Genomic DNA, 24499 nt, shown 5'->3' with positions numbered 1-24499 from the left:
GGGGCGTTTTCGATTTAAACAATAACTACAAAATTACAACAACCCAATGAGTGATGCAATCAAACATGAATGTGGAATAGCTTTCTTAAGATTATTAAAACCGCTTGAGTTTTATAAAGAAAAATACGGCACAGCTTTCTACGGAATACAAAAAATGTATCTCCTGATGGAAAAACAACACAATCGCGGGCAAGATGGCGCTGGTTTTGCAAGTATAAAACTAGACGTAGAACCTGGAGAAAGATATATAAGTAGAGTGCGCTCTAACGACGCACAAGCTATACAAGATGTATTTGCACAAATAAATGCAAGAGTAAACGAAGAAATGATTGCGCATCCAGAATATGCGGATAATGTAGCGCTTCAAAAAGAGAATATTCCTTATATAGGCGAGTTGTTTTTAGGACATGTTCGCTACGGAACTTTTGGAAAAAATAGTATTGAAAACGTACATCCATTTTTACGCCAAAATAATTGGATGCATAGAAATTTGCTGTTAGCAGGAAATTTTAATATGACTAATGTCAAAGAACTTTTCAATAGTTTAGTAGAATTAGGTCAGCATCCGAAGCAAATGGCAGATACTGTTACGGTGATGGAAAAAATAGGACATTTTCTAGATGAAGAAGTAACCAATTTATACCAAGATTGTAAAAACGAAGGATTCTCAAAAAGAGAAGCCTCAGCCGTTATTGCTGAGAGACTCGATTTAGTAAAAATTTTAAAAAGAGCCTCTAAAAATCTTGATGGTGGTTATGCCATGGCAGGATTATTAGGACATGGCGACGGATTTGTATTTCGTGATCCAGCAGGAATTCGTCCAGCATATTATTACCAAGATGACGAAATTGTGGTTGTGGCTTCGGAAAGACCAGTGATTCAAACAGTTTTTAATGTCGATTTCGAAAAAGTTCAAGAATTGCAACCAGGAAACGCTTTAATAATCAAAAAAAGCGGAAAAGTTTCTGAAGAAGAAATCATTACACCAACTATAAAAAAAGCCTGCTCTTTTGAAAGAATTTATTTTTCTCGCGGAAGCGATGCCGAAATTTATCAAGAAAGAAAAAATCTAGGAAAATTAATCCTTCCAGCGGTTCTTCATGCGATAGATAACGACACTGACAACACCGTTTTTTCTTATATTCCGAACACGGCCGAAACCTCTTTTTACGGAATGGTCGAAGCAGCACAAGATTTTTTAAATCAACGAAAAAACAACTTTATACTTGCCAATCGTAACACATTAACAACAGAATCTCTTCAAGAATTACTTTCGGTAAAAATAAGAACCGAAAAAGTAGCTATAAAAGACGCAAAACTGCGAACATTTATCACCGAAGACAGTAGCCGAGACGATTTAGTTGCCCACGTATATGATGTCACTTATGGCGTAATAAAACCAACTGACAATCTAGTAATTATAGATGATAGTATTGTTCGAGGAACGACACTAAAAATGAGTATCATAAAAATGATGGATCGTTTGAAGCCAAAAAGCATCATCGTTGTTTCCTCCGCTCCACAAATTCGTTATCCAGATTGCTATGGTATCGATATGGCAAAACTAGAAGGTTTGGTTGCTTTTAAAGCAGCTTTAGAATTACTAAAAGAAAGAAATCTATATCACATCGTAGATGAAGTTTATGCCAAATGTAAAGCACAAGAAAACCTAAAAGACGATGCAGTTGTAAATTTCGTAACCGAAATTTATGCGCCATTCAAACCACAAGAAATTTCAGATAAAATTGCCGAAATGCTTACTGAAGATTCGGTAAAAGCGAAAGTGAAAATTATTTTTCAAACCGTAGAAGATTTGCATATTGCTTGTCCAAAAAACTTAGGCGATTGGTATTTTACTGGCGATTATCCAACACCTGGCGGAAACCGAGTAGTAAACCGAGCTTTTATGAATTTCTATGAAGGAAAAGACGCTCGAGCATATTAAGCAATTCAACGAGTATTTATACAATTCAACGATATAATTTGGTTACCATATAAACTACCTATACTTTTGCCTCACCATTACATAAGTAGGTTAAGTTTATGGTAGATTTGGGGCAAAAAAGGTAGAACTAATACTTCTACCTTTTTTATTGGAATAAAGTCAAGAAAAAGTCAGAAAATTTTCTAAAAAAAATGCTGAATATTATATTTTTCTCTTAAATCCCTTACAAAATTCTTTTTTAAACCTAAAAACTACCTAAAATAAAGGGTTTCTAACTAAATTTAGTTAGAAACCAATCTAACAAAATTTAGTTAGACGATGTTCTTCATCGGATTTTTTTACAATTCATCGTTTTTATTTGGTAAAAAATCAGTCTCCATATACTTTTACTTCACCATTACATAAGTAGGTTAAGTTATGGTAGATTTGGGGCAAAAAAGGTAGAACTAAACTTCTACCTTTTTTATTGGAGTAAAGTCAAGGAAACAAAAAAAGACGAACAAACTTCCTAAAAAAGTCTATTCGTCTATCATTTAAAAAAACTGTTATTTCAAACAATTATTTCGCTTCCGCAAAACGTCTTGCTACTTCATTCCAGTTTATTACATTAAAAAAAGCTTCAATATAATCAGGTCTTCTGTTTTGATAATTCAAATAATAAGCGTGCTCCCAAACATCCATTCCTAAAATTGGAGTTCCACCACAACCTACACCAAGCATCAATGTATTGTCTTGGTTTGGTGTACCGCAAACGTCAAGTTTACCATCTTTTACACAAAGCCAAGCCCAACCAGAACCAAATTGTGTTGCTCCAGCTTTAGCAAAAGCCGCTTTAAAATCTGCAAATGTTCCAAAAGCAGCATCAATCGCAGCCGCCAATTCTCCTGTTGGTAAACCTCCGCCATTTGGTGACATTACTGTCCAAAACAAATTGTGGTTAAAAAAACCTCCGCCATTATTACGAACAGCAGCTTTAGTCAAATCTAAATTTTTTAAAATATCTTCAATACTTTTTCCTTCAAGATCTGTTCCTGCAATCGCAGCATTCAAATTTGTCGTATAAGCATTATGATGTTTCGAATGGTGAATCTCCATTGTTCTTGCATCAATATGTGGTTCTAATGCATCGTATGCATAAGGTAATTGTGGTAATTCGAAAGCCATAATTGTATATTTAAAATGATTAGTATATATTTAAATTCAAAATTAATCATTTAACTTTGGAATTAAAATTTCAAGCTGTTATAATTTCATTAAAATATTTTTTAGGAGCTATTCCCGCTATCCGTTACAATCTTTTTTGGGAGAAAAACCCAAAAAAGGATTTTCACTACTATCGGGGCTAGAGCATTTGTCATAAAACAACATACAATATTTAATTCAACATTACGAATTCGTGATAATTCGTGTAATTCGTGGTAATAAAATGAAAACACCAGCATTCTCTATATACAACGCATCAGCCGGTTCAGGAAAAACATACACTTTGGTCAAAGAATACCTAAAAATTATTCTAAAAGCCAAACACAACGATGCTTACAAGAATATTCTCGCGATAACTTTTACCAACAAGGCAGTTTTCGAAATGAAAACGAGAATTATAGACAGTCTTTTCGATTTTTCTAAAGACAATCCCACGGAAAAATCAATTCAATTAATAGACGATTTAGCAAAAGAAATTAATCTGAATCCCATTCAAATAAAAACCAAAGCGCAATCAATAATAAAAAATATTATTCACAATTATGCTGCTTTCGACATTTCGACTATCGATAAGTTTACCCACAAAGTAATTCGTGCTTTTGCTTTCGATTTGGGTTTGCCAAACACTTTTGACGTTTCATTAGACACCGAAAATCTCCTGCAAGAAGCCGTAGACGCTATTGTTGCACAAGCTGGAGAAGACGAAGTCCTAACCAAATTACTCGTCGATTTCACGATGGAAAAAACTGACGATGACAAATCTTGGGATGTTTCTAGCGAAATCATGAATACAGGAAGACTAATTCTTAACGAAAATTATCGCGAAGAAATACTGTCGCTCAAAGACAAAACGATTCCAGAATTCATTGCTCTTAAAGCAAAATTAGAAGAAACTTGTAAATCTTTAGAAAACGAAAATATCAATTTGGCAAACGAAGCTATACTACTTATTGATAGTCAAGGAATTGATACAAAATCATTTTCTAGAGAAACTTTTCCAAATCATTTGGGTTTTATTCAGAGAAGTGAACTCAAACCAACTCATAAAAAGTTCAGAACTGTCGATGATATTGCCATCAATAAAAACGCAAAAGACAAAGATATCATTGAAGGAATTGCAGACGAACTAATTTATATCTTATATAAGGTTTACAAAAACTACGAGAAGAAGGATTTTTATCAAGCCTTTCTAAAAAACATCACACCACTTTCACTACTAAATACAGTAAGTAACGAGTTGGCTAAAATTCAGGAAGACCAAAATATTTTGTCTATTTCCGAATTTAATAAATTAATATTTGAACACATTCAAAACCAGCCAGCTCCTTTCATTTACGAACGATTGGGCGAAAAATACAAACATTTTTTTATCGACGAGTTTCAGGATACGTCCGAAATGCAATGGCAAAATCTCATTCCGTTAATAGACAATGCACTTTCGAGCGAAGATTTGCAAGGAATTCAAGGTTCACTTATGATTGTAGGTGATCCAAAACAATCTATTTACCGTTGGCGTGGCGGAAAAGCGGAACAATTTATAGATTTGGCCAAGACCAAAAATCCGTTTAGTAATAAAGACAAAGAAGTTTTTAATCTAGAAACCAATTACCGAAGTTTCGATACTGTAATTGATTTTAATAATGATTTTTTTAAGTTTTTATCACAAAAATTTTCCAACGAAGATTACAAAGATTTGTACGAAAATTATAGTTCTCAACTATCAAATACTAAAAAAGATGGCTATGTAAATATTTCTTTCATCCCAGAAATTGATGCTGATTTTATTTCGGAAGAAGACGAAGAAAATGTAAATAAAAACGATATTTACCTCAAAACTACTTTACAAACCATTAGAAAAGTAGAGACCGAAGGTTTTTCGTTTAATGAAATTGTGTTGCTAACCCGAAATAACAAACACGGTGTTTTACTAGCAAATTATCTGACCGAAAACGACATTCCTGTTATTTCGTCGGAAAGTTTATTAATAAACGCGTCATCGGAAGTGAAGTTTATCTTGAATTTTCTTCGATATTTAAATGATAAAAATGATATCGAATCATTAGCAAATGGCTTGTATTATTTGGATCAAAACATTGAAGATAATATCGAAACACACGATTTTATTTACCAAGGAATTCAACACAAAGAAGAAATTGAGCTAGAAAAATGGCTTTCTAATTTTGGAATACAGCTGTCGTTTCAAAATAGTAGAAGAAAATCATTGTACGAAATTGCAGAATTGATTGTAGCAAAATGCATCAATCCTAGAAATAATAATGCTTATGTTCAGTATTTTCTGGATATTGTTTTAGAACGCGATGTAAAATACCAAATGAGCATTTCCGATTTCTTAGATTATTGGGACAAAAACGGGCATAAACTAAGTATTCCGTCGGCTGAAGGATCCAATGCGATTCGGATTATGACCATTCACAAATCGAAAGGATTAGAATTTCCAGTGGTGATTTTTCCTTTTGCAGAAGAAAATTATAGTGCTCCCAAACGAGAAAAAATGTGGATAGATTCTCAGTCTGACGATTTAGATTTCGATAAATTTCTAATTGACAAATCTAGCAAAGTAACCGAATATGGCGAAAATGCAGCTTCTGTTTACAATCAGAAATCACAGGAAGATTTGTTGGATAATATTAATGTTTTGTATGTGGCGCTAACTCGTGCCGAGGAACAATTGTATATTATTTCGAGTATAAAAGAAAGGAATAAAGCTGGCGATTTACCTAACAACTCCGCTTCGTTATTTATTGAATTTTTAGAAGATTACAAAAACTTCGATTCAACCGTTTTGAGTTATCAATTTGGTAATCCAAAAAGAATTTCGAAACAAAAACCATTGGAAGCTAAAAGAAAAAATATTGAAGTTGTAAATTCTGTTATCAATCCAAATGCTATAAAAATTGCGCAACGAGAATCGCTCATGTGGGGAACGCATCAGCAAAAAGCAATCGAGTTTGGAAATGTTTTGCATGAGATTTTATCATTCATCAAAACCAAAAATGATATTCCATTGGCCATAAAAAAAGCATTAGAAAACGGATTGATTACCGAAAATCAGCAACAAGAAGTAGAAAAAACGATTACTGAAATCATTTTTCATCCCGAATTAAAAGACTTTTTTGATGAAAAAGATACCATTTTTAATGAACAAGCTATTATTAAAAAAGATTCAAAAACTATAAAACCAGACCGAGTTACTATTTCTGGACAAAATGCTTATTTGTTAGATTACAAAACAGGAAAACACCAATCTAAATACGAAAACCAGCTAAAAGAGTACGAATTGGCGCTGATAGAAATGGGATTTAATGTGCAGAAAAAATCACTCATATATATAGGAGAGAATTTAGAAATAGTACATTTGTAAAAATAAGACATTAGTCTTGTCAAATAACCAAATTGTCGAATAACCAAATACACATAAAAATGTACGGAAAAATTAAACAACACTTACAAAACGAGTTAAACACGATTGAAGAAAACGGAATTTTCAAAAGAGAAAGAGTCATCACTTCTCCACAAGGAGCCGAAATTACTGTTAATGGCGAAACGGTTCTTAATTTTTGCGCCAATAATTATTTAGGATTATCATCGCACCCAGAAGTAGTTCAGGCAGCAAAAGATGCTTTAGATTCTCATGGTTTCGGAATGTCATCGGTTCGTTTCATTTGCGGAACACAGGATATTCACAAAACACTAGAACAAAAAATCGCTGATTTCTACGGAACAGAAGACACTATATTATACGCAGCAGCTTTTGATGCGAATGGTGGTGTTTTCGAACCATTATTAGGAGAAGAAGATTGTATTATTTCCGATAGTTTAAATCACGCATCAATAATAGATGGTGTTCGTTTATGTAAAGCGGCACGTTATCGTTACGAAAATTCCAACATGGAAGATTTAGAACAACAACTAATTAAAGCTACTGAAGCGGGAACTCGTTTTAAACTAATTGTTACCGATGGCGTTTTCTCTATGGACGGATTAGTTGCGCCGTTAGACAAAATTTGTGATTTAGCCGATAAATATGACGCCATGGTTATGGTTGATGAATGTCATGCGGCAGGATTCATTGGTGCCACAGGAAAAGGAACATTAGAAGCCAAAGGTGTAATGGGTCGTGTAGATATTATTACAGGAACATTAGGAAAAGCACTTGGTGGTGCCATGGGTGGCTACACAACCGCTAAAAAAGAAATTATCGAAATTTTACGTCAGCGTTCACGTCCGTATTTATTTTCAAACTCATTAGCACCAGCGATTGTTGGAGCTTCAATCAAGGTTTTTGAATTGTTAGAAAAAGATACCACGCTTCGTGATAAACTAGAATGGAATACCAACTACTTTAAAGAAGGATTAAGAAAAGCAGGGTTGGATTTCATAAATGGAGATTCCGCAATCGTTCCGGTGATGCTTTATGATGCAAAATTATCACAAATTATGGCCGAAAAATTGCTAGAAAAGGGCATTTATGTCATCGGATTCTTTTTTCCAGTTGTTCCTAAAGACAAAGCAAGAATTAGAGTTCAGTTGTCTGCAGCACATACAAAAGAGCATTTAGACAAGGCTATCAAAGCATTTACAGAAGTTGGAGAAGAGCTAAATATTATTAAACAATAATTTTTTTCACTTTTTATTTAACTTTTTTAACAATTCATTTTGTAATTAATAATTTCCTAGTTACTTTTGTCACAATAACGTAATGTAATCAAATAAAATTAAGTATGAAACATCTTAACAAACTTTTTGTTTCCATGTTGATGATTGCTGGATTAAGTGCTTCTGCACAAGACAGCGACAATCCATGGGCAATATCTTTCGGAGCCAACGCAATAGACACAAGAACTAGCGCTGGTGCGAGAGATTTTAATTTCAAAGATCACTTTTCAGAATTTTTTAATGCAAAAGACAACTGGAATATTCTTCCTTCTGTTTCTTACTTAACAGTTTCTAGAAATGTTGGTGGTAATTTTTCTGTAGGAGTTACAGGTTCTGTAAATAAAATTACAAAATTTGTAAATTGGACTGGTCCAACTGCAAATGCAGTGACTGTTGTAAATCCAAATGCAATGTATTATTCAGGAGATTTAGCTATTAAATATAGTTTAATGAGCCTAATAGGATCAAAAGTAATTGATCCTTCTGTAAACGTTGGTGGTGGTTATAGCTGGATGGGAAAAACATCTGGTGGTACTGCAAACATAGGAGCTGGATTAACTTTTTGGTTTACTGAGCAAGTTGGTTTATCATTAGCATCTACATACAAAAAAGCGTTTACTGATAGAGAGTATAATTCGTCAACAGATTTTGACCTTCCTTCTCTTTTTGAAAACACAGCTGGTCTTACTTTCAAATTTGGTGGTAAAGATACAGACAATGACGGTATCTACGATAAAGATGATGCTTGCCCAGAAGTTGCTGGTTTAAAAGAATTTCAAGGTTGTCCTGATACTGATGGAGACGGAATTGCTGATAAAGATGATGCTTGTCCAGAAGTTGCTGGTTTAGCTGCATTAAACGGTTGTCCTGATACTGACGGAGACGGAATTGCTGACAAAGATGATGCTTGTCCAGAAGTTGCTGGTTTAGCTGCATTAAACGGTTGTCCTGATACTGACGGAGATGGTGTTGCAGATATGAAAGACAAATGTCCTACAGTTGCAGGTCCAAGAGATAACGGTGGTTGTCCATGGCCAGATACTGACGGAGATTCAGTTCTTGACAAAGATGACAAATGTGTAGATGTGAAAGGTACTGTAGCTAACAATGGTTGTCCTGAAGTTTCTGAAGAAGCTATCAAAAAACTAAACGATTATGCTAAAACTATCTTGTTCGACACTAGCAAAGCTACTTTCCAAAAAAGAACTTTCGTAGTATTACAAGCAATGACTGCAATACTAAAAGAATATCCTTCATCTAACTTCTCTATCGAAGGTCATACTGACGCTGATGGAAAAGACACTGTAAACCAAACTTTATCTGAAAATAGAGCTGCTGCTGTTAAAACTTACTTAGTTGAAAACGGAATTGACGCATCTAGATTAACTTCAGCTGGTTTCGGAGAATCTATGCCAATAGCTTCAAACAAAACTAAAGCTGGTAAAGCTTTAAACAGAAGAGTAGAAGTGAAAGTGGTTAAATAATCACTTCCAAAATAAATTCTTAAAACGCCTCGATTTATCGGGGCGTTTTTTTTATATTTATATTCTATGACAAACAATACTTTTCTAGAAAACTTAGTTGACAAATTACTTTCAGATGAAACTCAAAATATTTCTGAAATAACCATTATCCTACCTAATAAAAGAGCTAAAATATTTCTTTTAGAAGCATTTAAAAAAAAACTACCAAGCTTTACTTTTGCACCAGAAATCACAAGTATTGAAGATTTCATTCAAGAGATTGCAAATATTAGATCTGTAGATTCGATAGAATTACTCTTTGAGTTTTATACTGTTTATTTATCAGTAACAGAAAAGGGGAAACAACAAACATTCGAACAGTTTTCTAATTGGTCCAAAACACTATTACAGGATTTTAACGAGATTGATCGTTATCTTCTTGATCCAAAACATGTGTTTTCCTATCTTCAAGATATCGAAGTCATCAAACGTTGGGGAATTGAAGTAGAAGATAAAACTACATTAATTGATAATTACTTAGAATTTTGGAAACTACTCCCTTTGTATTACGAATCATTTTATACACATTTAAAAAACAAGGAAATTGGTTATCAAGGGTTAATATATAGAGAAGCAGTATTAAATCTTGAAAAATTTATTTCTAATTTTAAAAATAAAAAAATTATTTTTGCTGGTTTCAACGCTTTAAATCAAGCAGAAGAAAAAATCGCACAACAACTTATTGCCAAAGACATTGCATTAATTTTTTGGGATATTGATGCAGTTTTTTTAAATGATGTTTCTCACGATGCGGGATTATTTGTTCGACGTTTCAAAAATACTTGGCCACATTACAAAACCAATCCTTTCGAGTGGATTGTTACTAATTATTCTGAAGAGAAAAATATCCAAATTATAGGTACTGCAAAAGCCATTGGTCAAGCCAAAATTGTTTCTGGAATAATTGACAAATTAATTTTAGAAAAACCGAATGCCTCTTTAGACAAAGTCGCTTTAGTACTTGGCGATGAAAACATGCTTATTCCAATGTTACATTCGCTTCCGGCAAGCGTTGGTAGTCTGAATATCACTATGGGTAATTCTAGCAAAAACAATCCAATCCAATTATTAGTTGCTAAGCTATTTAAGATGCACAACAATGCGTTAAACAGAAGTGAATCTAGTTATGTTTTTTATTACAAAGATGTGCTTGATGTGCTTTCCAATCCAATTATCGAGTCTTATGTAAACGCATCGAAGGTTATTTGGACCATTAAAAAGAATAATTATACGTTTATAACACATCAAAAAGTAATTTCATTTCAAGAAAATTCCAACCGTCTTTTTGAATTACTTTTTCAGAAATGGAATCAGAAACCTATCGGAATATTAGAACTTATTTCCGAAATATTATTAATCATTAAATCAAATTTAGATTCAAGTTTAGAAGAAGATAAGTTAGTTAAAACATTTTTGTATTCGATATACAAAATCATTAATAAACTAATTACTTATTGCTCTAAAAATGAATACATCGAAAACATAGATACTTTGCATGCCATTTACAAACAAGTTATCGATCTTGCTGAAGTTTCATTTGAAGGAGAACCTTTGTCTGGATTGCAAATTATGGGTGTTCTCGAAAGTCGTGTTTTAGATTTTGAAACGGTTATTATAACTTCATTAAATGAAGGCAAATTTCCCGCAGGAAAAACCGTCAATTCGTTTATTCCATATGATGTAAAACGAGAACTAGGTTTGCCAACTTACAAAGAAAAAGATGCAATTTATACGTACCATTTTTATCATTTATTGCAACGTGCAAAGAATATTTATTTGCTTTACAACACCGAAAGTGACGGTTTAGATGGTGGCGAAAAAAGCCGTTTCATCACACAATTGGAAGTCGAAAAACAACCAAATCACAATTTAACGCATGAAATTATTCAGCCAATTGTGCCAAATATTGCTTCCAAACCAATAGTAATTCCAAAATCTGAATCGGTAATGATACGATTGAAAGAAATTGCAACAGGAAAAGGATTTTCGCCTTCGGCATTAACTACTTATATTAGGAATCCGATTCAGTTTTACTTCCAAAGAATATTGTCAATTAGAGAATCTGAAGAAGTTGAAGAAAATATTGCACTGAATACTTTAGGAACAATTATACACGAAACATTAGAAGCTTTATACAAACCAGTCATCAATAAATTTTTGACCACAGATGATTTAGATAAAATGTTGGCTATTGCCAATAATGAAGTTCTCAAACAATTTAAAGAAATTTATAAAGAAGGAGAAGTTAAAAAAGGAAAAAATCTGTTGGCTTTTGAAGTCGCAAAACGAAATGTTTTTAATTTTTTGATTGAAGAAAAAAAGCAAATTACAAATGGTGATGTCGTAAAAATTTTGGCATTAGAAACTCCGTTGGAAAGACTTTTAGAAGACAATCGTTTGCCTTTTCCTATAAAAATAGCTGGAAATGTAGATAGAATAGAAATTAGAAATAACAAAATTCGAATCATCGATTACAAAACCGGGAAAGTAGAAAAAAACAGCGTTCAGCTTAAAGATTGGAACGGACTGACTTTAGACATAAAAAATGACAAAATTATTCAGTTGCTTTGTTATGCTTTTATGTACGAAAAACAAGCAAATGGATTAGAAATGGAAGCTGGAATTATTTCTTTCAAAAATATGAAAGGCGGTTTTTTACCTTTTGGAATCAAACAAGACAAAGAAGTTTTTACAACTATAACTCCTGAAATCTTAGAGCATTTTAAAAGGGAGATTGTTGTTTTAATTAATGAAATTTTAAATATTGAAATTTCTTTTGAAGAAAAAATTTAACCACAAAAGGCACAAAAGGAATTATAAATAGTAAGCCATATTCTTTTGTGTCTTTTGTGGTTAATAAAAACTAAATCTTCTTAAAAAAACCCAACAAAACTTTTTCTAATTCATTACGGTTTTCGATATGACTCATGTGCCCATCAGGAAAAGAAACCAGTTGCACATTTGTTTCCTCTACTTGTTTGATATTGTCATCGTAATTAAGAACACCATCTTTTTTGCCAAGAATTAATAGTTTCGGATACGAAGTAAGATGCAACAAATGTTCTTTATTTTTTCTGAGCTTCATACCTTCTTGTGCCGCAATATAACCTTGCAAAGGAGTTTTTAGCGCTTCTTTTTTTACATGGTTTATTTCTGCCAAAAAACTATCTCGATTGTCAATACTGAATAAATTTGCAATAGATATTTGTACTAAAGAAGTATATTCTTTATGTGCCATTTTTATAGCGCGATTTCTGTTTATTTTTCGCTCGTGGTCATCAGCATAAGTGGTCGAATTTAATAAAACAAATCCTTTTGTGTTTTCTGGATACAATTCGGCGAAAGCCAAAGCAACATAACCACCCATCGAATGTCCTACGAAAATAGATTTTCTAATTTTTAAATGTTGTAAAACAGCATAAACCATATCGGCTTGGTCTTCCATCGTGTGTACATAACCCAAACATTCCGATTTGCCATGACCTAATAAATCGATTGTGATTATTCGATATTTTTCAGTAAATGATGAAATATAAGAATCCCACATCGTGGCATTTTCTAAAAAACCATGAAGTAAAATGATAGCAGTTCCTTTTCCTATGTCAAAATAAGAGATTTTCGTGTTTTTGTAATGAACGGTTTTCAACGTAAAAAGCAAGTTAAATATTATTGCAAAAATAGATTTTTGAAATTTAAAAAATGTATGTTTGAATAATTAAAAAATTATAATATGTTCACAGTTAAACAAATTAAAGATGCTCATGCTAAAGTAAAAAGTGGTGCCGATTTCCCTCAATACATGCAAGACATTATTGCACTTGGGGTAACTTCTTTTGAAACTTTTGTGACTGATAATCACACCAATTATTACGGAAAAAATGATTTTCAAACTACATCGGAAGCTTTTTTAGAAACACTTGAAATTGCCAATGAAAGTAATGTAGGACAATTTAAATCCGATTTGAAATCACACCAACAAGGCAAGACTGATTACATGACTTTTCTTTCGGATTGTGCAAAATCTGGCGTCGAAAAATGGATTGTTGTTATGAGTAAAATGACTTGTACTTATTACGACAAAGCAGGAAACGAAATGGTTGAGGAAATAATTCCGTCGGTATAGTTTTTTATACACAGATTTAAGAAATCATATAGATTTTTATAAGTTAAAACCTTATTTTTGAGAAAAGCATTTTTATGAACAGATTAGTAATTATTGGAAACGGGTTTGATTTGGCTCACGGATTACCAACTTCGTATCGTCATTTTATTGATAATTATTGGAAAAGTGTTACTAGTGTGTTCAATTATGAAAAAAAATCTTCATTCAAAGATAATTTTATTGAAGTGAATTATGAGTTTATGTCATCGAGTCTTAATATTGCTATAGTAGAACATAAAAACATTAATTCATATGCTGAATTTAATTCCTTTGTTAAAAGATATGAAAGTGGATATAACTCTTATCAATACACAGATAAGAATGATTGTTCGTTAACTTTCACAAATAAATTCTTTGAAGTAATTTGTGAAAAATCAATCGAAAATTGGGTAGATATTGAGAATGTTTATTATGAGATATTAAAAGGAAGAGTTAAGGGTAATTATTTATCAAACAATTACCCTTGGGACATTACACAATTAAATAAAGAATTTGAAGAAATTAAGGATTTATTACATGAATATTTAGTTGCTAAAGTAGAAAACAGTTATGATTTTGACATAAATAATGTTCTTGAATATTCCAATTTAATTGTTGAACTTGAAGAATTAAAAGGTGAAAATCTTGAACGATTTTTTAAAGAAATACCATTTGATGATATGGTTGAAATTGATAATGAAATAAGTGAGTTTTACATAAAACAGAAATATGAAAAAAATCTTGATATACAGCATTTTTACGTAAATTTTAATTATACGGGTACACTATTAAAATATTTCGAGAAATTAGAGATAAATAAAAATAAGTTAATTCAGATACATGGTGAATTAAATTCAGAAGAAAATTCAATTAATTTTGGTTTTGGAGACGAAATGGATGAAGACTACAAAATGATTGAAAATATCGATGATAATGAATATTTGAATAATTTTAAATCTTTTCAATATTTAAACACCAATAATTATAAGAGTTTATTAGATTTAATAGATGCAGATAAATTTCAAGTCTATTTAATGGGACATTCTTGTGGATTATCTGATAGAACTTTGCTAAATACAATTTTTGAACACAGCAATTGTAGATCTATAAAAGTCTTTTATCATGAAACTAAAGATAAAGAAGGTAATGTAATCAAAGATAATTATACAGATATTATTCAAAATATTTCTCGCCATTTTAATAAAAAGAAAATGATGAGAGAAAAAATTGTAAACAAAACTCTTTGCAAACCATTACCACAAATTAAATTACCATTAAAATAAAAACGGTTCGCATTTCTACAAACCGTTTTATTTCTTTAAGATTTCAAAAAACTTTCAATTTCAGAAAAATATTTTTCTTCAGCATCAAGCCAACCATAATGTTTGCAGTTGTCTAGCAAAATCACTTTAGAATTTGTAAAAGCTTTGTGAGCCGTTTCTGCAATTTCTTTGCTAATAATATCTTGCTTTCCTTGTATGATTAGAACTGGCTTTTTGAAAGATTTTAGTTTGTTATTGCAATCAAATTTTATCTTTCTAAAATCAGACCAAACCAATGTATTTATGGTCGAATTTCCTTGCGTAAGTCTTTCGGCAATAATGGGAATAAATTTTCGATCGTATACGTAAGCTGGTGCTAATGCTCGACCTCTTCCTAATCTGGTTGCGTGACTTGTATCTCCTTTGTCGATTTTGTCATTCCAATATTGTAAAGAGTCTTGTTCTATTTTAGATAAATGAGAGGTGATTAGATTTGGTCCATTCAACAAACTTAAATCAATTCCACCAGAAGAAGATAATATTAATTTATCGATACTATTTGGATAAACCGTTGCATAATAAGATGCTAACATTCCGCCAAAAGAATGTCCTAAAACAATCCATTTTTTAATTTTGAGGTGTTTTCTTAAAGATTCAATATCATCGGCCATTATTTTAATGGTAATGGTTTTTGAATTTAAATCTTTCAATGGAGATTTTCCAGTTCCTCTTTGGTCATAAACAATAGTTTGATTCTTTTTAGCAAGTATTTTAGCCATTGGTTCGAAACCATTACTATTCATTCCTGGCCCACCATTGATGATGAGCATAGGAATTCCAGACCCAAAAATTTTGTAATAAGTTTTAGATAAATCTTTATTTACGGCAAAACCTTCGGTTTGCGCAAACGAATAATTAAAGATTATTAGAGAAGTGAATAAAAATATTTTTTTCATAATTAAGAATTCATCAAACTCTCAATCTCATCTACTTCAATAGGAATATTTCTCATCAAATTAAACGGCGCTCCTTTTTCTTGAATGACAACATCATCTTCCAATCTAATTCCGAAACCTTCGGCTGGAATATAAATACCAGGTTCGACAGTAAACACCATATTGGCTTGCATTGGTTCGTGTAATAATCCGTAATCATGCGTATCTAATCCCATGTGGTGCGATGTTCCGTGCATAAAATATTTTTTGTATGCTGGCCATTCTGGGTTTTCGTTTTGCACATCGGCTTTGTCCAGTAATCCTAAACCAAGTAATTCGGAAGTCATAATTTTACCAACTTCCACTTGGTATGGTTTCCATAAAGTTCCTGGCGTAAGCATTTTTGTAGCTTCATTTTTCACATGCAAGACCGCATTGTAAACTGCTTTTTGTCTGTCAGTAAATCGTCCAGAAACAGGAATCATTCGGGTCATATCGCTAGAATAATTAGCATATTCGGCACCTATGTCAAGTAAAATTAAATCGCCTGCTTTGCATTGCAAATTGTTTTCTATATAATGCAAAACATTGGCACTGTTTCCTGAAGCAATAATTGGTGTGTATGCAAAACCTTTAGAGCGATTTCTAAGAAATTCGTGCATCAATTCGGCTTCAATTTCATATTCCATAACGTTTGGCTTCACGAATGAAAGCAAACGACGGAAACCTTTTTCGGTAATATTACAAGCTTCCTGAATCAAATCTAATTCTTCACTTTCTTTGACAGAACGAATGCGTTGCAAAATAGGATTCGACTTTTCGACTTTATGTGCTGGATAATTTTCTTTCCACCATTTTACAAAACGAGTTTCACGAGTTTCGGTTTCAATGGTTGCACGATAATGTTCATTGGTATTTATGTACATCGTTTCGGCGTAAGCCATAATTTCTTTCAATGTTTTATGAAAATCTTGTAACCAAATCACGCTTTTTATTCCCGAAACTTCAAAAGCACGATCTTTAGTTAGCTTCTCGCCTTCCCAAATTGCAATATGTTCGTTGGTTTCTTTTAGGAATAAAATTTGCTTAAGGTGTTCGTAAGGCGCATCAGGAAAAAGTAACAAAATACTTTCTTCTTGATCTACTCCTGACAGATAAAATATATCTCGGTGTTGCGCAAATGGCAATGTACTATCGGCAGAAACAGGATAAATATCGTTCGAATTGAAAATGGCAACACTATTTGGTTTCATCTGAGCTGTAAATTTTGCTCTGTTTTTGATGAAAAGATGGGAATCTATTTGATGGTATTTCATGATAAAATAATTTTTATCAAAAATACGGAAAGTAATTTTTTAAAATGTAGCCAAATGGCGTTATTTTATGTTTTTCCGAATTCTGCTCATATGACGAGAGGAAATTCCGAGGAAGGAAGCCAAGTAATGCAACGGAACTTCTTGCAATAATTTAGGTTCGGTTGCTAGCAATTTTTTATAGCGTTCTTCTGGTGTAAGCGTAAGTAAATCGATACGGTAATCGTCAATCAAACAAATTTGTTTTTCGATTAGATTGTAATAAAATTGATTGAATGCTTTATTGGTTTTTATTAAAGTTTTAAAATTTTCGATATCAATAACCCACAACTTACAATCGAAAATGGCTTTGACGCTTTTGCGAGATGGTTTGTTAAATAAAAAACTGTTAAGCGAAGATGTTACCGTATTTCTCAATGCCAAATAAGATGTTTTTTCTTCATCTGAAACTAGAATTGAATGTTGTAAAATTCCACTTTCGACATAACAGAAATAGTTGCAAATTTCTCCTTCTTTGACTAAATATTCGTTTTTCTTCAGATTTAAAACTGAGAATGATTCTTTGGTTTTTTGTATAGCCTCTTCAAAGTCATCACTTTCAGAATCAATAAATTGACGTAAATAATTGATAAAAGCGATTTTAGAATTTGAAAGTTCCATTTTTTGAAGAAATTTTAAACAAAAATATTCTTTTTAACGGAAATAATTTTGGTTAAAAACTTTAAAACAATATTTTTATAAAAACTTCCGTTATAAAAAAATATTTTCTCCAAATTTTATTTAATATTGAACCCTAAAATCTTTTAAATATGAAAATTAAAAACCTATTGTTACTTCCTATAATTGCCTTAACACTTTTTGCTTGTACAGATAAAGATGACGAAGCCGATATTCCTCAAGCCCCAGAACCTCAATTAATTGTTAAATTTAAGTTTGACCCAACGCAAGTTCGATTGGATAATCTCGGACAACCGTCGACTGTTCCTGCTGGAAATGCTGCACAATCGCCAATATTTAATACCATTGCTTCTCATTATGTAGAGTTTGCTCCGAATGCAAATACATTATTGGGTTCGGGAACGATTTTATACAAAGGAGAGTCAACTACAGCTGGCGGATTATCCGCTTTCGATTTTAGTAAGGCAAAAATTGTTGCAGAAGGAGAAGCGTTTTTAAGCATTCCGTTAAGCCAAATTCAAGCAGGAAGTTACGAATGGGTTAGATGCTCTCTTTCATATCAAAATTATAATATTAATGTTTGGAGCTCTGGAGCAAATTACGTTGGGACTTTAGCCAGTTTTGTTGGAACAAGAACCTATATTACAACTCACAACGTAGCTGGTTATCCGTTTGTTATAGACGGAAATCGTGACCAAGGTTATTGGGCTTTTGGACTGCAAGGATTCCCATATTCAACATCAGGACAAGCACCAGCTGGAGCAACTACGGTTCCTAATCCAATTGATTCGACATCACCTATTCCTGCTAATTCTTGCGTGGTAACAGGTAAATTTGCTAATAACTTGGTAATTACAGGAACCGAAACAAGTAATATTGAAGTGACACTTTCGCTTTCTATTAACAATAGTTTCGAATGGACCGAGGTAAATGCTGACGGAAAATACGAACCATCTGCAGGAGAGAATGTCGTGGATATGGGATTACGAGGGTTAATTCCTAGTTATGTGAGATAGTTTTTTTCAAAAACAAATAAATAAAGGTGGGTTTAGCTAGTTGGTATTCAACAAAAGTTAAACCCATTTTAAATTCATTATAAATAAGCTACTAACATTTGTTGATGAAGCGAAATTGCCTTATTTTTGTTTAAATTTTTCATAAACTAAACAATTAACAAAATACTATGGCAAAATCAACCATGTTGAAGTCATCAATAGCAAAAAAAGTTGCTATGGCTCTTTCAGGACTTTTTTTGATGCTGTTTTTAGCACAGCATTTTTTCATTAATATGACTTCGGTGTTTAGTCCAGACACTTTCAATTCTATTTCTCATTTTATGGGAAACAATCCACTTGTTCAATATGTTATTCAACCCATTCTTATAGTAGGCGTGATTTTTCACTTCATTATGGGTTTTACTTTAGATTTAAAAAACAGAAACGCGAGACCAGTTTCTTATGTTAAGTTCGACGGAGCAGCAAATTCTTCTTGGGCATCAAGAAATATGATTATTTCAGGATCTGTGGTGTTGGCTTTCTTGGGATTACATTTTTACGATTTTTGGTTTCCCGAAATGATTTACAAATATGTAGATGTAAATGCGCTTGAACCAACAAGATATTTTCATGAATTAGCAGAAAAGTTTGAAAGCCCAGTACGTACAGGTCTTTATTGTTTTTCTTTTTTATTATTATCATTGCATTTATGGCATGGTTTCAATTCTTCTTTCCAATCGGTTGGAGCAAACAATAAATTCACAAAAGCATCACATAAATTTGGGTATGCTTTTGCTATTGTAATTCCATTCGGATTCATATTTATTGCATTATTTCATCACTTCAATCATTAATACCAAAATTTAGCATGAAATTAGATTCAAAAATACCAGAAGGTCCAATTGCGGACAAATGGACAAATTATAAAGATCATTTAAAATTAGTAGCCCCAAATAACAGACCGAAAATTGATGTTATTGTAGTAGGAACTGGTCTTGCAGGATCTTCAGCTGCAGCATCATTAGCAGAAATGGGATATAATGTAAAAGCATTTTGTTTCCAGGATTCACCTCGTCGCGCACACTCAATTGCAGCACAAGGAGGAATTAATGCAGCTAAAAATTATCAAAATGACGGAGATAGTACTTTCAGATTATTCTACGATACCATCAAAGGTGGAGATTATAGAGCTCGTGAAGCAAACGTACACCGTTTAGCCGAAGTTTCAGGAAATATTATAGACCAATGTGTGGCGCAAGGAGTTCCTTTTGCTCGTGATTATGGTGGAAATTTAGACAACCGTTCGTTTGGTGGAACTCAAGTACAACGTACTTTTTATGCTGCAGGACAAACAGGACAACAATTACTTTTAGGAGCTTATTCTTCATTATCAAGACAAATTGGCCAAGGAAATATACAAATGTTTAACCGTCACGAAATGCTAGATTTAGTGAAAATTGATGGAAAAGCACGTGGAATTATTGCCCGTAATTTAGTTACAGGAGAAATAGAAAGACATTCAGCTCATGCTGTTATCATTGCAACTGGAGGTTACGGAAACGTGTATTTCCTTTCTACAAATGCAATGGGAAGTAACGTTACAGCTGGTTGGAAAATACACAAACAAGGAGCAGCTTTTGCAAACCCATGTTATGTACAAATTCACCCAACTTGTATTCCGGTTCACGGAACGAATCAATCAAAATTAACTTTGATGTCTGAGTCGTTAAGAAACTCTGGACGTATTTGGGTACCAAAGAAAAAAGAAGATGCAGAAGCTATTCGTGCGGGGAAATTAAAACCTACACAATTAGCTGAAGAAGATAGAGATTATTATTTAGAAAGAAAATATCCAGCTTTTGGAAATTTAGTACCTCGTGATGTTGCTTCAAGAGCAGCAAAAGAAGTATGTGATGAAGGTCACGGAATTGAAGCTAACGATACAAACGAAGGTGTTTACTTAGATTTCTCTTCTGAAATTCAAAGTAAAGGTCGCCAAACTGCTTACGCAAAAGGAAACCATCATCCAACAGATGAAGAGGTTACCAAATTAGGTAAACAATGGTTGGAAGAAAAATATGGTAACTTGTTTACCATGTATCAAAAAATTACAGATGAAAATCCGTACGAAACACCAATGAAAATTTATCCAGCAGTTCACTATACAATGGGTGGCGTTTGGGTAGATTACAACTTACAATCTACAATTCCTGGTTGTTTCGTTGCTGGAGAAGCTAATTTCTCTGATCACGGAGCAAACAGATTGGGAGCTTCAGCTTTAATGCAAGGTTTGGCCGATGGTTATTTCGTATTGCCTTACACGGTTTCTAACTATTTAGCTGACGAAATTAGAACTGGGAAAATCTCTACAGATTCTCCAGAATTTGTGGAAGCAGAAAATAGAGTAAAAGATTCTATTAATAAATTCTTAAACAATAATGGCTCTAAAACAGTAGATCATTTTCACAAACGTTTGGGATTAATTATGTGGAATAAAGTAGGAATGGGAAGAAATGAAGCTGGTTTAACAGAAGCTATTTCTGAAATTGCTGCATTAAAAGAAGAATTCTACAAAGATGTTTATGTTCCTGGAAGTGCAGACGAATTGAATCAAGAGCTTGAAAAAGCACTTCGTGTTGCCGATTTTATCGATTTAGGTCAACTAATGGCAATGGACGCATTACAAAGAAAAGAATCATGCGGAGGTCATTTCCGTGAAGAATATCAAGATTCAGAAGGTGAAACTTTACGTGATGATGAAAACTTCTCTTTCGTTGGTGCCTGGGAATACATGGGTTACGATATCAGCAAAGAAATTCTTAACAAAGAAGAATTGAAATACGAGTTTATTAAAATCGCAGCTAGAAATTACAAATAATATACAATTATGAGTGCAGCAAAAAATATCAATATAAACCTTAAAATTTGGCGTCAGAAAAATGCTAAAGCAAAAGGTAGCATGGAAACTTATAAATTAGATAATGTTTCTACTGCAAGTTCGTTTTTGGAAATGTTAGACCAATTAAACGAAGAATTAGTAAACGAAAAGAAAGAACCAGTAGCATTCGATCACGATTGTCGTGAAGGAATATGTGGTATGTGTTCACTTTACATCAACGGTAGAGCACACGGACCCGATACTGGAACAACGACTTGTCAGTTACACATGAGAAAATTTAACGATGGAGATACTATCTTTATCGAACCATGGCGTTCTAAAGCGTTTCCAGTTGTAAAAGATTTAGTAGTTGACAGAAGTTCTTTCGACAGAATTCAACAAGCAGGTGGATTCGTATCTGTAAATACTTCAGGAAACACGATTGATGCCAATGCAACTCCAATAAACAAAGGTGATGCAGACAAATCATTTGAAGCAGCTGCTTGTATCGGTTGTGGCGCTTGTGTAGCAACTTGTAAAAATGGTTCTGCCATGTTATTCGTTGGCGCAAAAGTATCTCAATACGCTTTATTACCACAAGGAAAAGTAGAAGCTACCGAAAGAGTCCTCAACATGGTTCGCCAAATGGACGAAGAAGGTTTCGGAAACTGTACAAACACTGGAGCTTGCGAAGTAGAATGTCCTAAAGGAATTTCTTTAGAAAACATTGCAAGAATGAATAGAGAATATTTATCTGCGAGTTTGAAAGGATAATAATAAAACATTAGCAGAAAAAAACGCATTCATTTATTTGGATGCGTTTTTTTATATTAAAATCTGAATAATCTGTGACTAAAATACATAATTACTCAACAACCGCAACACTTCAGATATTTCTTCTTTAGAATTGTAACTGTGCAAACAAATACGCAATCGTTCTTGACCTTCAGGAACTGTTGGCGACAAAATAGCTTTTACATCAAATCCTTTTTCTTGAATTTGTTTGGCTATATTTTTTACGTTTTGATTTCCCGGAATAATTGCAGATTGTATTGATGATTTACTTCTAACAAACATTGGCTTCAATCCTAATATTTGTTTTTCTTGGTTAAAATGAATGATGTTTTCACGAAGTTTATCAATTTGTATTGTATCATTTTTCAATTGATTATAAGCCACTAAAATCGTCGCAACGGAATGTGGTGACAATCCAGTTGTATAAATAAAACTTCGAGCAAAATTGACTAAATATTCTTTCAAATTTTGGCTTCCTAAAATAGCTGCACCATGACAACCGAGTCCTTTTCCGAAAGTCATAATTCTGGCAAAAACTTTATTTTGCAATTGCAACTCTTGTACTAAACCTTGCCCTTTTTCTCCAAAAACACCTAAAGCATGTGCTTCATCAATAACCAAATTGCAATGGTTTTTTTCGGATAGTAGTGCTAATTCTTCTAAGTTTGGACAATCGCCATCCATAGAAAAAACAGATTCCGTAACAATGTACACTTCGACAAGCTCAGTTTGACATTTTAGAATTAGTTTTTCTAAATTCTCAAAATCATTGTGGTTAAATTTATACGATTTTGCATTAGACAATTGAATCCCGTCACGAATAGAAGCATGACACAATTCGTCATACAAAATAACATCATTACGTTGCGGGACAGCGCTAAAAAATCCAACATTGGCATCATAACCCGAATTGAAAATTAAAGCCGTTTCTGACTGATGAAATTTCGCGATTAAATCTTCTGTTTCTTGGTATAAATGATGATTTCCGGAAAGCAGCCGAGAACCTGTAGCTCCGTTTATTTTGATATTTCTATCCAATAAAAACTGATGTATTTTATCAAAAATTGATTCTGATTTTGAAAACCCTAAATAATCATTCGAAGAAAAATCGATTAAATTATTACGCAAAGACAAACTACGTAAAGCATTGTTTTGCTTACGTTGTTCTAATTTTGCTAGAAGTGATTTTGGAAAAATACCCATAGAAACAAATATAAAACTTTATCAAGTAAAGAACCCTTTAAAACTCTTAAAAAAGAATTCTTATCCTTTTTACTTTATTGGTTTTATCTATTTCTGTAAATAAATTAGCTTTAGAATCCTTTACTTTGAAACGCGGATTGCCCAAATAATCAAATTCGCTTCTTTCAAATTTAGGTGACATTTGTTGTGGCGTTATTCCAACGGACAAGGTGTTTAATTTCCATTTTTTATTAGAAATAATAACTTCTATAATCTTATCGTTTTGCATTTCGATTGTCAAACCATCGTAGGTAAAAGTAAAAACAGGCTCTTCTTTGTCATCAGGAAGTTCTTTGTTTAATGATATTGCGCCTCCCAAAACTGCTTCAATTTTTTGAACAGAATTCTTTTCGCAAACATTGATGCTTTTATTGGTTTTGGCATTGGTTAGTAATAATGATGCCGCCGCTTGTTGCTTGTTGAAACTAGTCAAAAAGCTAAACAATATAATTCCAAAAAGGAAGCTAAGTATTTTTGTTTTCATAATATTTGATTTATCTATTATTCAAAAATAAAAAAAGCCAAACAATAATGCTTGGCTTTTTAGTTTTATTTTACTGCGTACTGTTCGCTTCGCTCGGGTTGAAATTGCTTTAGTCAGCTAAAACAATTACTTTATTGTCTTTCATTTCGAGAGTTCCTGACGAAATAGCAAGTGTATAATTCTGATCATTTACTTTAGTAAACAAATCCTTAGATTCTTTGCTAAACTTGAAACTTGGCGCTGTAATTCTTACAGTTCCTTTTTGAAGTAACGAAACTATTGGTGCGTGATTATTTAACATTTCAAAACTACCATCAACTCCTGGAACAGAAATTGAAGTGATTTCTCCTTTAAATAATGATGCTTCTGGTGATACTATTTCTAAAATCATCTTTTTTAATTGATAATTGATAATTGATAATTGATAA

The 24499-nt window shown here is 32.7% G+C and carries 19 protein-coding genes; 11 read left to right on the top strand and 8 right to left on the bottom strand.

The annotated features are described in order from the left end of the window. Positions 1-46 precede the first annotated feature (46 nt). Entirely contained in the window at positions 47-1945 is a 1899-nt protein-coding gene (locus tag BM053_RS05950) for an amidophosphoribosyltransferase (RefSeq protein ID WP_091475121.1), read from the top strand. 558 nt (positions 1946-2503) lie between these two features. Here BM053_RS05950 and BM053_RS05945 read toward each other — a convergent pair. Then, on the bottom strand, positions 2504-3109 hold the full coding sequence (locus BM053_RS05945) for a superoxide dismutase (protein WP_091475119.1): 606 nt from the start codon (positions 3107-3109) through the stop codon (positions 2504-2506). A 262-nt stretch (positions 3110-3371) separates the two neighbouring features. Between BM053_RS05945 and BM053_RS05940 the strand changes: the two genes are divergently transcribed. From BM053_RS05940 to BM053_RS05925, 4 genes are all read left to right on the top strand, one after another. Beyond that, positions 3372-6530, top strand: a complete 3159-nt coding sequence (locus tag BM053_RS05940) for a UvrD-helicase domain-containing protein (RefSeq protein WP_091475117.1) — start codon at positions 3372-3374, stop codon at positions 6528-6530. A 59-nt stretch (positions 6531-6589) separates the two neighbouring features. After that, on the top strand, positions 6590-7786 hold the full coding sequence (gene kbl / locus BM053_RS05935) for a glycine C-acetyltransferase (RefSeq protein WP_091475115.1): 1197 nt from the start codon (positions 6590-6592) through the stop codon (positions 7784-7786). A gap of 104 nt (positions 7787-7890) precedes the next feature. After that, a complete protein-coding gene (locus tag BM053_RS05930) occupies positions 7891-9309 on the top strand; it encodes an OmpA family protein (RefSeq protein WP_091475112.1) in 1419 nt (472 codons plus the stop codon). 66 nt (positions 9310-9375) lie between these two features. Beyond that, complete coding sequence (locus BM053_RS05925; protein WP_091475110.1) at positions 9376-12141, top strand: PD-(D/E)XK nuclease family protein; 2766 nt, start codon at positions 9376-9378, stop codon at positions 12139-12141. Positions 12142-12211: 70 nt separating this feature from the next. On the opposite strand, the gene BM053_RS05920 is transcribed toward BM053_RS05925, so the two are convergent. Then, a complete protein-coding gene (locus tag BM053_RS05920) occupies positions 12212-12994 on the bottom strand; it encodes an alpha/beta fold hydrolase (protein WP_091475108.1) in 783 nt (260 codons plus the stop codon). Positions 12995-13078: 84 nt separating this feature from the next. On the opposite strand from BM053_RS05920, the gene BM053_RS05915 reads away from it, so the two are divergent. Together BM053_RS05915 and BM053_RS05910 are read left to right on the top strand one after the other, a co-directional pair. Continuing rightward, entirely contained in the window at positions 13079-13471 is a 393-nt protein-coding gene (locus tag BM053_RS05915; RefSeq protein ID WP_091475106.1) for a DUF1398 domain-containing protein, read from the top strand. Between the two features lie 74 nt (positions 13472-13545). Next, a complete protein-coding gene (locus BM053_RS05910) occupies positions 13546-14772 on the top strand; it encodes an AbiH family protein (protein ID WP_091475104.1) in 1227 nt (408 codons plus the stop codon). Positions 14773-14807: 35 nt separating this feature from the next. Here the strand turns inward: BM053_RS05910 and BM053_RS05905 are convergent, their stop codons facing one another. Genes BM053_RS05905 through BM053_RS05895 form a run of 3 tightly spaced genes read right to left on the bottom strand, consistent with a single transcriptional unit; the run spans position 14808 to position 17659 of the window. Next, positions 14808-15707: an alpha/beta fold hydrolase gene (locus tag BM053_RS05905; protein WP_091475102.1), complete on the bottom strand. Its 900-nt coding sequence runs from the start codon at positions 15705-15707 to the stop codon at positions 14808-14810. A gap of 2 nt (positions 15708-15709) precedes the next feature. Continuing rightward, on the bottom strand, positions 15710-17002 hold the full coding sequence (locus BM053_RS05900; protein WP_091475100.1) for an aminopeptidase P family protein: 1293 nt from the start codon (positions 17000-17002) through the stop codon (positions 15710-15712). 60 nt (positions 17003-17062) lie between these two features. Beyond that, complete coding sequence (locus BM053_RS05895) at positions 17063-17659, bottom strand: Crp/Fnr family transcriptional regulator (RefSeq protein ID WP_091475098.1); 597 nt, start codon at positions 17657-17659, stop codon at positions 17063-17065. 149 nt (positions 17660-17808) lie between these two features. Here BM053_RS05895 and BM053_RS05890 point away from each other — a divergent pair, with 149 nt between their 5' ends. From BM053_RS05890 to BM053_RS05875, 4 genes are all read left to right on the top strand, one after another. Beyond that, positions 17809-18693: a hypothetical protein gene (locus tag BM053_RS05890; protein WP_091475096.1), complete on the top strand. Its 885-nt coding sequence runs from the start codon at positions 17809-17811 to the stop codon at positions 18691-18693. 167 nt (positions 18694-18860) lie between these two features. After that, entirely contained in the window at positions 18861-19526 is a 666-nt protein-coding gene (locus BM053_RS05885; protein WP_091475094.1) for a succinate dehydrogenase cytochrome b subunit, read from the top strand. A gap of 14 nt (positions 19527-19540) precedes the next feature. Further along, positions 19541-21550: a fumarate reductase/succinate dehydrogenase flavoprotein subunit gene (locus tag BM053_RS05880; protein WP_091475092.1), complete on the top strand. Its 2010-nt coding sequence runs from the start codon at positions 19541-19543 to the stop codon at positions 21548-21550. Between the two features lie 9 nt (positions 21551-21559). After that, positions 21560-22324 carry a succinate dehydrogenase/fumarate reductase iron-sulfur subunit gene (locus tag BM053_RS05875; RefSeq protein WP_091475090.1) on the top strand — a complete coding sequence of 255 codons (765 nt, stop codon included), beginning with the start codon at positions 21560-21562 and terminating at the stop codon, positions 22322-22324. A gap of 78 nt (positions 22325-22402) precedes the next feature. Here BM053_RS05875 and BM053_RS05870 read toward each other — a convergent pair whose 3' ends face one another. From BM053_RS05870 to BM053_RS05860, 3 genes are all read right to left on the bottom strand, one after another. Then, complete coding sequence (locus BM053_RS05870; protein ID WP_091475088.1) at positions 22403-23548, bottom strand: aminotransferase class I/II-fold pyridoxal phosphate-dependent enzyme; 1146 nt, start codon at positions 23546-23548, stop codon at positions 22403-22405. 46 nt (positions 23549-23594) lie between these two features. Beyond that, on the bottom strand, positions 23595-24071 hold the full coding sequence (locus tag BM053_RS12140; protein WP_167357303.1) for a hypothetical protein: 477 nt from the start codon (positions 24069-24071) through the stop codon (positions 23595-23597). Between the two features lie 109 nt (positions 24072-24180). Next, a complete protein-coding gene (locus BM053_RS05860) occupies positions 24181-24462 on the bottom strand; it encodes a F0F1 ATP synthase subunit delta/epsilon (RefSeq protein ID WP_091475086.1) in 282 nt (93 codons plus the stop codon). Between the last annotated feature and the right edge of the window lie 37 nt (positions 24463-24499).

This window comes from Flavobacterium swingsii, assembly GCF_900111965.1.
In the GTDB taxonomy this organism is placed as follows: domain Bacteria; phylum Bacteroidota; class Bacteroidia; order Flavobacteriales; family Flavobacteriaceae; genus Flavobacterium; species Flavobacterium swingsii.
This window is presented reverse-complemented; position numbering and strand designations above follow the sequence as displayed.